The organism is Pseudomonas morbosilactucae (genome assembly GCF_023241715.1).
GTDB lineage: Bacteria > Pseudomonadota > Gammaproteobacteria > Pseudomonadales > Pseudomonadaceae > Aquipseudomonas > Aquipseudomonas morbosilactucae.
In genome coordinates, this window is sequence record NZ_JALQCW010000085.1 from 17,372 (window position 1) to 28,525 (window position 11,154).

The following is an 11,154-nucleotide window of genomic DNA, read 5'->3' on the forward strand; positions in this document are numbered from 1 at the left end:
AGTGATTCATTTAAGAACATAGTGTTCAACACACAGGGCGACTTGAAACACAGGGTTTTATCGATTCCTCGTGATTGACGAGGCTAGGCAGCAGTCATCTGTAATTGTTCAAAGTGTTCAATTATGGAGTGACCTGTGTTCAAGATTTCAACATACTTAAATCCAGAACGCTCTCTAAAAGTAGTCTTTCCCTCCGACAACCCCCTACATATCAAAGCGCTGGAAACATCCGAATCTTGGCGCGCGACTTGCTATGAACTTCGCGCAATTCGGAACCGTCTTGGAAAGCAACCCCATTGCCTAGTCAATATGAGGCACAAGCATAACAACCAGCACTCTTACAACGTTCTTACAAAAAACAGTGGGTTAGGATTTTCGTCGATTCCTGCCAAAATAATAAAAACTCTGAAAGGAGACTTAACTTGAAGCCGATACCTAAAAAAAATATAGCCATATTTTCTGTGCTGTCCGGCCTGCTCATGAACGGTGCCCCAGTGGAGGCGTATGAACTCTACAACCAGAACGGTTCAAAACTCGACGCTGACCTGGAAGCTGTTTTCGGCGCAATGCATAGCAAAAAAAACTACAGCTTGCTGGGCACTCAAAGCGCAGGCAGTTCGAGTTGGCGTGAGGGTTATGTGAAATATGGCCTGCGCGGCAGTCAGGGACTGGATAATAAAGGCACCGTCTATGGCGCTTTCAGCATGGTATCCTCTGGCACCTGGGGTGATGGCGATGCCGGTGGGTTCACCGAGGGAACAGAACGACGGACCGCGGTAGAAGATGCCTATCTGGGCTGGCGATCAGATACGTTATTTCCTACCCTCGGGGAAAACGGCATCGATATTTCTTTCGGCAGCCAAAAGGTCGTGGTCGGCGATGGTTTTTTGATCAATGGTGATGCGGTCAGTCTTGGCGACGTGGATCTGGGCCAGGACTTCAACCGGGGAGGCGCATTTTATATCGCTCCCCGCAAGGCGTTCGACCACACTGCGGTTCTGCGCCTAGGCGGCGACAAAGGCTGGCGCGGTGACTTGATGTGGCTCAGATCAGACAACCCCGCCCAGGCTGAAACCGAGCTTTCCGTGGCGACACTTGAGCACATTGCTGAGCCAGGAACATTGGGCCTGACTTACATACGGACCTCGGACATCAACGAGCACTTTGCCACGCCTGCCCAACTGACCCGAGAAGGCATGGAGACCATGAGCCTACGCGGACGGGGCTCCCTTGGCGTCAAAAACCTTGATCTGTCGTTCGAATATGCCACCCAGGACCAAGAAAAAAAACGGGAAAATGCATGGTACCTTGAAGGAAGCTGGAACTTTGCCGATGCTATTTGGAACCCAACGGTCACCTATCGATTCAGTCGCTTCTCGGAGAAATTCGACCCACTGTTCTACGGTATGAGTCGCGGCTACGGCACATGGTACCAAGGCGAAGTGGCTTCTAATTTTGCGGGACCGCTCAATAGCAATACACGCGTCCACCATGTCGGCTTGAAGGCCAACCCGCTGGAAGCGTTGACGATCGGCGCACTTTACTTTGACTTCAACTCGATTGATAAAAACCTAGGGAATTTTGACGGTCGAGAACTTGATTTCTACGCGGAGTGGCGTGTCAACGAACACGTTTCGATAAGTCCAGTGGTTGGCTTATTCAAGCCCGAACGCGCCAGTTCTGACGGTGGATCTCAGCTCGGCGGCAACGGCACCAATGTGTACACCCAATTGATAGTCGCAACGGTCTTTTAACACTCCGTACTGACTCGGCACTGGGTTGTTGCGCAACAGCAACAACCCAGTGCCAATTCATCCTCGCACTCCCGCAAACACTTCATTCAAGTTTGAGCTTGCGATAAATGGTGCCGCGCGCAATACCGAGTTGCACGGCAGTGGCTTTTACATTACCTCGATTGGCATCCAGCGCATCTTGAATTCTTTTTCTTTCAAGTTCTTTTAGCGATTTTTCACTGCGCTTCCAGACAGGCTGGTCCAGGCCAGGAAAATGCTCCTCAAGGATAACCAGCCCTGCGCCAGCCAGGACAACGGCCAATCGAATCGCTTGTTCCAATTGTCGTATATTTCCACGCCACTCCTGCTGCTTGATAAGCTTCAGCGCATCCGGGTGTATAGAGCCGCCTTGGTAGCGCTGAGTCAGCGTGAGGATAATATTTTCCAGGTCCTGCCGCTCACGCAGCGCCGGGATACAGATTTGTACACCGTTGAGGCGGTAAAAAAGATCCTCTCTGAAACGACGTTCCTGTATGAGTTTTTTAATGTCGCAATGCGTGGCGCTAATGACCCTGACATCTATCGGATGGCGCTCCGAACTTCCAAGTCGGGTGACCTCCCTTTCCTGCAGCACTCGAAGCAGCCGAGTCTGAAGAGTGAACGGCATGTCTCCAATTTCATCGAGCAAGAGCGTTCCGCCGCTTGCCTCCTCTATGCGTCCCTTCGTACCGCCCCTACGCGCACCGGTGAAGGTTCCCTCGACGTAACCAAACAGCTCCGACTCAATGAGATTTTCGGGAATTGCCGAGCAGTTGATGGCAATGAACGGAGCGTTGGGCTTCAGCGAATCATGCAGTGCCCGAGCAAAAACCTCCTTCCCTGTGCCTGTTTCTCCCTGCAAAAATATGGGAATGCCCGCTACGAAGGCCTTTGATGCCATATTGAATTGTTGGTTGAGTGCAGGATCCAGCCCAATTCCGTTTGCCGAATGACGCGCACAACTTGGCACCAGAGAGGAATCAGACGCAATTAAAGTTTGTGCATAAACCGAAGAACCGTCATTCAGGGCGATCAAGCAAGGGGTATTTACAAGGTTTGAATGGGGGACACGCTTAAAAAAGTTGTCCCAGCTCAGTGAAGACTCAGTGATTACCGATGCATCAATGCCTAATATTTTTTTCGCGACCTTGTTGGCCGCACAAAATGTTCCATTTTGATCAAACGCGATAAGCCCCTGAAACGGAGTTCCGATCAACCTGGCATCGAACTGCAGTGCAACAATCCGGCAGTCTATCAAACCCGAATAGAGTCGGCTTTCAATGGCCATCGCCGCAATTTTCAACTGCTCCAGAACCGCAGACGCATTGCGCTGACCGACACCCGTGATATCAATTGCACCCACTAATTCGCCATGCACGCCAAAAACAGGCACTGACACACAGAAAAAATCTTCAAACTCTTTTAAATAATGCATGCCTCCGCAGACGATAAACGGCTGCTGTTCATGCAGTACGCAACTGGGAGCGGTTGTTCCAATATCCATCTCATTGACACGCTTACCCACTTTTAACGAATCCACGACATCAGAGGTGGACGCGTGCTTGGCATACACGATTACGCCCTCGAGATTGACACAAAACAGCGCCCACTCCTGCCCACCGAATATGCCCCACAACCTGTCGAGTTCAGGTTGGGCGCTGGCCGCCAGACAAACATCCGATTGGCTCAACTCGTGGGCGCGCCAACGTCCTGCCAGACGCTTATCCCACGGCGACAGACCTGCATTCCTGGAGCGCTCCCAAGAGCTGGCTACGGCTGGGGGTAACAGGTCGGCCGGCAGCGCATGCCCATCCAAAAAACGACGCCGGACCTCATCAAGGCCATGTCTATCTCTAATATTCATGTGCTGACCACTCATTATTTTTCTTAACGTTCTCAAGTGTTTTTATCATCAATGGCACCGATATACATATAATTACATCGCATAAAAAGCGCCTGTTAAGAACAGACGCTTTTTATGCTGCCGCTATGTTGTTACCGGTACGTTTTACAAGACGTACGGAGTGGCTTCGTCCTTGATTGTCAGCCACTGCCACTGAGTGAACTCCTCCCAATTTGCCGCGCCGCCCACACTCGTGCCATTACCGGAAGCCCCCCACCCCCCGAACGGATTCATGACTTCGTCATTCACTGTCTGATCATTGATGTGAAGCATCCCCGTGCACAGCCGGTCGCCGATCTTCAGCGCCCGCCCGATATTCGAACTGATGATCCCCGCAGCCAAACCGTATTCAGTATCATTTGCGAGGGTTATCGCATCTTCATCCGAGTCGAAGGGCACAACGACCGCCACCGGCCCGAAAATCTCTTCACGGAACGCAGGATTATCCGAGGTTATACCACTGAGCACTGTCGGCTGGAAAAACAGCTCCTCGTAGCAACCGCCCACCTCAAGTTTCGCACCCGATTGCTGGGCCCGAGAAACGACCTGTGCCACCTGGTCACGTTGATGAGCATTGATGAGGGGCCCCAAAGACACTTTCTCCGTTGCAGGATTACCCACGGTGAGCGTACCCACCTTGGCGATCAATGCGTTCAAAAAGGCGGGATAAATGGCGCGCTGAACCAGGATTCGGCCGGTGGCCATACAGATTTGCCCCTGGTGCAGGAATGTTCCCCACATAGCGTTGGCAACAGCGAGATCTAGGTTCGCGTCGTCCAATACAATTAATGAATTCTTGCCACCCAACTCGAGCGATACCTTTTTCAAGGTGCGGCCCGCTGCTTCGCCGACTTTTCGACCGGCCGCAGTGGATCCAGTAAACTGGATCATCGCCACGTCAGGCGAGTCCACCAACGCAACCCCCGCTTCGCCTGCACCAGGCAGAACGTGCAAAACGCCTTTCGGGAGCCCTGCAAGCTCAAACAAACGAGCAATAATCAACCCGCCGCAAACTGCAGTGCGGGGATCCGGCTTCAGTACAACGCTGTTGCCGGTGGCCAATGCAGGCGCGACGAGCGCATAGCAAGATACAGGGGAAAGTTGAACGGCGAGATAATCCCAACGACACCCAACGGCCGACGCCGAGCGAGGCTCAGGCGCCTTGCTCCAGACGCATTCGGCAATACATCACCCTGGCTCTGCCCTGGCATCGTGGCGCTCTCATGCAATGCCTTGATCGTTACACTGGTTTCGAACCCTGCCTTCAACTGTGTCGACCCACTTTCTCTAACCAGCCATTCGACAATCTCGTCGAAGTGCAATTCGGCGATTTCAGCGGCTTTGCGCACGATTACAGCACGCGCTTCAAAGGAGGTATCAGACCAACTCGCTTGAACGCTACGTGCTATGCGAGCAGCCTCTAGAACCATCGCGGCATTGGCCATGCCGACAGACCCCAGCGATTCCCCTGTTGCCGGTTCCATCACCGGAATCACATCAGGTGTTATATTTTTCCAAGTGCCGTTGAAGACGCAGTTTTCCCACAGTTCGTCTGGCAGAAACTTTGAGAGCTCACTCATAACTTTACCTATATAAATTATTATTTGGCTGTACTCGCCGTGTGTAACGCCTCACATCGCAGCACAAGACGTGCCAAGCTGGCTTTATAAGGATGCTCACCAGAAAGCATGTCCAATAACAGAAAACCACCAAATAAAGTGTCTCATAATTGAACACTTATAAATTTGCAATGCCTGACATCAGACCAATTGAAAGACTCAGTCAATGAATGTTTTCTAACGCTCAGATGAGCTTATGCAACCGGATAGATAGTCGACCAGAAGATAAATAAGCGCTGAAGATTGAATGGACATTACTTGAGATCAGCAGAGTACAGGCCGAATCAGCTGGGCTTGTAGCCTTGTGCCGTCAGCCAGCTGCGAACCATACGCCCTTGCTCCAGCGTCAAGCCAGCCAATACCCGTTCGGCGGACTCCGTGCGCAGTCGCCGTACTAGCGGCGCGAGCTCGACCCCCTGTACATACCAGGCCCCCAATGGCTGATCCGGCGTGATCACCACATCAGCCTCGACTACAAAACCATCCTGCAGCACAGGTGCCCGCTCGATCCTTAACGCGCTGAAGTCAGCTTCGGCGTGAGCAGCATCGGCGTCGGGCCATTTCCGGCGCGCTAGCCAGAACGGCTGCTCTTGCCAGCGCTGCTCATCGAGGTAGAAATCACGACCGATCCTTGCGAACCGCAGAAATAAATTCTCGACCCGCCGCTGGTGAAAACTTTGGGCCAACGCTGCGCGCTCTGGCTTAAGTAACAAGGTGTTGATAACGCTCGGCGCTTGTAACGCGGAGGATAATGACTGAAATATCCCGTTACCGGAAAGCGGGTCCACTGCCATCGCAGCATCACCGATTCGTATCCAATGATTGCCGCAAACCTGCGGATTCAAAATAGCGGTACTGCTACGCGCGTGGAGCTGCACATCCTCAAGTCGTGGCTGTGGGCCAAAAAGAGCCTGCGCAATACTAGAATCCCGACGCCGCCGAAGACAGTAGCCGGGCAAATCCTGCTTGGCAGGCAGGTCGGCGCTGGCGACATCCAGCGTCCATTGCCAGTAGCACTGGCCATCAGCCTGCCTGGCCATCCATACCCAACCGTCGTCCAGGCTTTCCACGGCGCTGGCTATGACACCTGGTTGGCCTTGCCAACGATTCAACAGGCTGAGCGTCTCTGGCCCGCGCACACTCTTACCGAGAGCGGGGGCCTGCCGTCCACGGGCCTCTATCAGAAAATCGACGCTCAAGGGTTCTCGCCCTTCGATGTCCACTTGGTGCCCAGTCGCTGACGTCTGAACGTTCAGCACGCGCCCCTCAATCAACTCGACGCCAGCTAAGCGCAAGTCCTCCCGTAAACCTTTATCGAAGCTCGGGCGGTCCAATAAGAACTCAACATTCTGCGCATGACGTTGCCCGTTCCATGCCACCTGGCGCTGAGACGGCAATGTCGCATCCGCCACGGCATGATGCAGCCCCACTCCGCGCAGCGCCTCAAGTACGCGCACCGATACGCCCTCCAGTGCGGAAAATCGACGCCACTCGCTGACCAGCGAGACAGGATAACCGAGCCGGCGCAGCCCCAAGGCTGCCGTCGCCCCTGCGGGCCCGGCGCCTAGTATCAGGATTTTGATTCGCATCATCGGGGAACGGCCTCATGCAGCACCACCTTCGGGACCAGCACCCCATCCAACAGTTCAAAACACAGGTCTGCATTCGCCAGGGTGGATGGGCGATGACTGATCAGGATCCGCGTGCGCTCTGAAAATAGGCGGTCAATGGCGTCAATGACTTCACGCTCGGTGACTTCATCCACCGCAGATGTCGCTTCGTCCAACACCAGAATCAACGGGTCCTGCAGCAGCGCACGAGCAATGGCGATGCGCTGCCTTTGCCCACCGGACAGCTGTTGACCGCGCTCGCCCAGAGAACTGTCCAAACCTTCCGGCAGAGACGTGATCAGACTCTCGAGCTGCGCCAGTCGCGCCACGGTGGCGATGGCTTCACGGCTGGCATCCGGTACGGCATAAGCCAGATTGTCGGCAAGGCTGCCACGAAACAAGACGATATCCTGACTGACCACCGCAATCCGCCGTCGCAGCTCACACAGGTCGAGCTCGCGCAGATCCACGTCGCCCAGCAATACCCGGCCGGCCTGCGGGTCGTGATGCCGTTGCAGCAGGTCGATCAATGTCGACTTGCCCACACCGGAGCTGCCACTCAGTGCGACTTTCACGCCATAAGGAATACAGGCATCGATGCCACGTAGGATGCTCGAACGATCAGGGTAACTGAAGTGCACCCCATCGAAACGCAACTCACCGCCAGCCGGTATCGGTTTAGGTATGGCTGGGCTGAATATTTGAGGCGCTTCGCCGCGCAACTCCATGACACGCCCGAGGCTGACGGTCATCCTCTGAATCGCGACGTAGAGTCCGAGCAGACTCTGAACCGGCCCTACGGCCATCCCCAGGTAAGTGGAAAACGCAATGAGTGCGCCGAGTTGCCAAGCGCCCTGCACGACCCAGTAACCACCGATCAGGAAAGCGCAAGCGCGTGCAAGCGAGGTCAGCGTGCCAGGCACGGCCTGGGTAAAAAACTCGGTAATTTGCAGGCGTAATAACTGCCCCATATAGCCCTGCCCCAACATCTCAAGCCGACGGGACTCCCGTTGCTGCTGACCGGCCGACTGGATGAACTTCATCACTGGCAACGTCTCGACCATAAAAGACGACACATCTGCGGAACGCTCGCGCAACTGGCGCACATCGCGTTCGACTTTTCGCCGCATCCAGCGCAACCAGAGGATATCGAGAGGAATCAGCACCAACACCAGCAGTGACAACTTCCAGGACAGCGTCAGTAACATCACCACTGCGCAGACCAGGCCGACCACGCTCGATACGGCGGAAAACAACGAGTCCACGGCAAAGCGCTGAATCTCGGCAACATCACCGTCGAGGCGCGACATCAGATCACCGATGCGGCGCTGCCCGTAGAAGCTCGGAGACAAGGTCTGCAGGTGCCGATAAAGGTCGTCACGCAGTGCGAACAGAATTCGTCCGGACAAACGGGTGTGCAAGTAGCGATTGATCCCCGAAAGCGCCGTTCCAAGCAGGCCAGTAACGATCATCAGGCCAGCGATCCATACCAGCTTGGAAAAGTCTCGCGCCAGCAACCCATCATCAATCAGCAATTTGGTCAGCCACGGCTGTAACAACACCAAAAGCGAGGCGCTAATCGACAAGCCGAGCAACCCAGCGATCGCTAGTCGATGCGGACGCACAAAGCTGTATAGCCAGCGCAACGCCGCCCGCAGCATCTCGGGGTCCTGGCTGTTGATCAGCCGCACCATCAGACTCTGCATCAAATGAAGTTGCCTCGCAGGGCTGCGGAAGTGTGTTGCTTGAACATGCCAAAAATCTCCGGGTGAACTTGCCTGTCAATCTGCGTTTTTGTATTCAGTGCGCAGCTCCACTCATGCAATTTTTGCTCCAACTACCCCCCCCCTAATTGTTTCACTTCTTTTTATCCCTTCAGGATGCGCCAAACTCGTAGAAGCAAAAAACTCGAAAATAAAGTCGTCGCTTAAATTGGCACGATGCATGCTTGGTCGATTGCGACACTCCGTCACAGGCAACTATCGCCGACGCCTAAAGATGAGAAACCCAATACATCGCAGTTTGTCGCAGTTATTGGGTTGGATATCGTCAGTCGTCGACAAAGCCTTAATACAAGAACCATAGGGATAAACCTTGAAAAACGTTGTCGCTGCTGTATGCCTAGTTTTTTTTGCTTCTGCCGAGGCCGCGCAAGAGCCAGAAGCCATATTCAATCGTAGTTGCACTATGTGCCATAGCGGACAACTTCCAACTGCTCCGAAAAAAGGCGACCAGGCGGCATGGAACACCCGCCTGGACAAAGGGATTGACACATTGGTAAAGCATGTTACCGAAGGGTTTAATGCTATGCCTGCACGCGGCCTATGCATGGATTGCACTACAGACGACTATAAGGCCGTCATCGTCTGGATGTCGAAGTAAGCACCCATGAGTGCGTAGGCAAAGCGCCCCACAGGCACTGACATCACCTGCGTTACGGTTGCTCTGTAGTTAAGTTTTTGAATATCCACCTCAAAAGACGTCCACGGACGTCTTTTTTGTACCTCAAACCGCTTAACCAGTGGGTTTCGCAGCCGCCCCCAGATGAATGGCCTACCTCAACGTGCTCATGTAGACGACCTTAGGCTGTATAGGCAAAACGCTTCCCTTTCGCGCCCCAGGCTGTCGTACCTAGAGCCGCTAAACGACATTGCATCGAAGCGGTAGTCAAAGAAGTCGTTGATCCCTATCCGGCTCTATCCTGTGTGCGGCCTCATCTAGACACTGTCACCTAACACATACCCTAGTCGCCTGTCATGTGTTCTGGTGTATCGATAATCAGGTTGTGGATAGTTGTCGAAATGGGGGGCAAAGATTGGCTGCGACCGATCCACTCGCCGGCAGTGGGCTGGCCTGCACGGGATATGCGTGCCACCAATTGGACTTCAGGGAAGTTCGACAGTTTCAACTGCGGCATCATCGCGTCGGCATCACCCAATTCGACGGTGGCCGGCAGGTCGGCCACGGTCAGGCGCTTGGCCGCCAATGGCGCGGGCGGCCCCTGAGTGGCGCGGGCGAAGATAAACACGCTATCACCCGGTTGGACCTTGGCCTTGAGCTCCGCCGCCAGGTCGACCCGCACCTTGAGCAATGCCGCCTTGGCAGTGGCCACCGGTGCCTGGGCCACCTTGCCGCCGTTGGCTACCAGCTTCTCGCTGGCCCGCTCGATGCCGCCTTGCAGGGCAGCACGGGAATTATCGTCCGCCGGCAGCTGGGCCAGCAGGCGCGTCCAGTAATCAATGGCCTCCTGATAACGCTGCCCTTCGAAGGCGGCGATGCCCAGCAGGCCGAGGCTGGTGACTTCCTTGGGATCCGCCTTCAGGGCTTCGTCGGTCAGGGCCTGGACCTTGTCCGACCATTGCTTGTTATCGGCAAAGTACTGGGCCTGGGCCCACTGCCCCAACAGCTCCGGCTGACGCCCGGCCAGGGCCACAGTGCGTTCGAAGATCTTCGCCGCGTCCGCTGGACGGTCCTGGGCCATGTAGGTCCGCCCGAGGAAGTACAAGCCCTCGGCGGAATCCGGTTGCGCGGCCACGGCGCGCTCCAGGCGGCGGGTCATCTCTTCCATGGACTGCGGCGCCTGGGCAAATTCCCGGGTCAGCTCGACTTTGTCGCTGGCACCAAAATGCAGGTACAAACCCAGGCCCAGCACCGGCACCAAAATCGCCGCCAGCAGCGGCAAAGGCTTGCCCAATCGGGACACCCGGGCCGGCGCCAAGCCTTCGGTATCGGCCAGCAACTCGCGAGCTGCTTCGGCACGGCCACTGTCCATCTGCTCGGCATTCAGCACGCCCTCGGCCTGCTGGCCCTGCAACTCGGCCACGCGTTCTTGATAAAGCGCCACGTTTAGCGCGGTACGATCCTCTTCACGCTGGGCACGGCGTACACGCAAGATGGGGATCAACAGAAAACTCAGGGCCACCAGGAGCAGCAGGCCTGCAGCAAGCCAGAAATCAATCATTCGCGGTCTTTTTCCAACAGTTGGTCGAGGCGCTGGCGCTCGTCGACAGAAAGCGTGTTCGGGCTGTCGCTGCGCTCAACGCGCCGACGCCGGACGATCACGGCAATGATCAGCACACCGCCCAGCAACAGGCCGGCGGGACCAAACCAGAGCAAGGCGGTTTTTCCGGTGAGAGCCGGCTTGTAGCGAACGAAGTCGCCATAGCGGTCCACCATGAAGTCGATGATCTGCTGGTTGTCCTTGCCCTCGCCAAGCATGCGGAAGATCTCTTTGCGCAGGTCAGCGGCGA

General features: G+C 55.2%; 7 protein-coding genes and 1 pseudogene. 2 read left to right on the plus strand and 6 right to left on the minus strand.

Annotation, left to right across the window (positions count from 1 at the left end; genetic code table 11):
* Positions 1–479 precede the first annotated feature (479 nt).
* Entirely contained in the window at positions 480–1,754 is a 1,275-nt protein-coding gene (locus tag M1B34_RS27935) for an alginate export family protein (protein WP_268266824.1), read from the plus strand.
* An 82-nt stretch (positions 1,755–1,836) separates the two neighbouring features.
* Here M1B34_RS27935 and M1B34_RS27940 read toward each other — a convergent pair whose 3' ends face one another.
* From M1B34_RS27940 to M1B34_RS27955, 4 genes and pseudogenes are all read right to left on the minus strand, one after another.
* Positions 1,837–3,636 (minus strand): sigma-54-dependent Fis family transcriptional regulator, encoded by a 1,800-nt coding sequence (locus tag M1B34_RS27940; protein WP_268266818.1) that lies wholly within the window; start codon positions 3,634–3,636, stop codon positions 1,837–1,839.
* 144 nt (positions 3,637–3,780) lie between these two features.
* A pseudogene (locus M1B34_RS27945) lies at positions 3,781–5,255 on the minus strand (benzaldehyde dehydrogenase).
* Between the two features lie 323 nt (positions 5,256–5,578).
* On the minus strand, positions 5,579–6,886 hold the full coding sequence (gene qhpG / locus M1B34_RS27950) for a flavin-dependent monooxygenase QhpG (RefSeq protein WP_268266819.1): 1,308 nt from the start codon (positions 6,884–6,886) through the stop codon (positions 5,579–5,581).
* Positions 6,883–8,610, minus strand: coding sequence for an ABC transporter ATP-binding protein (locus M1B34_RS27955; RefSeq protein WP_268266820.1), 1,728 nt, complete (start codon positions 8,608–8,610; stop codon positions 6,883–6,885). The genes qhpG and M1B34_RS27955 overlap by 4 nt, the downstream gene beginning before the upstream one ends.
* 388 nt (positions 8,611–8,998) lie before the next feature.
* On the opposite strand from M1B34_RS27955, the gene M1B34_RS27960 reads away from it, so the two are divergent.
* Positions 8,999–9,286 (plus strand): c-type cytochrome, encoded by a 288-nt coding sequence (locus tag M1B34_RS27960; RefSeq protein ID WP_268266821.1) that lies wholly within the window; start codon positions 8,999–9,001, stop codon positions 9,284–9,286.
* Positions 9,287–9,647: 361 nt separating this feature from the next.
* Here M1B34_RS27960 and ccmI read toward each other — a convergent pair whose 3' ends face one another.
* Together ccmI and M1B34_RS27970 are read right to left on the minus strand one after the other, a co-directional pair.
* Positions 9,648–10,865 carry a c-type cytochrome biogenesis protein CcmI gene (gene ccmI, locus M1B34_RS27965; protein ID WP_268266822.1) on the minus strand — a complete coding sequence of 406 codons (1,218 nt, stop codon included), beginning with the start codon at positions 10,863–10,865 and terminating at the stop codon, positions 9,648–9,650.
* Positions 10,862–11,154: cytochrome c-type biogenesis protein (locus M1B34_RS27970; RefSeq protein ID WP_268266823.1), on the minus strand; the 293-nt coding region annotated here is incomplete at its 5' end. The genes ccmI and M1B34_RS27970, both read right to left, overlap by 4 nt.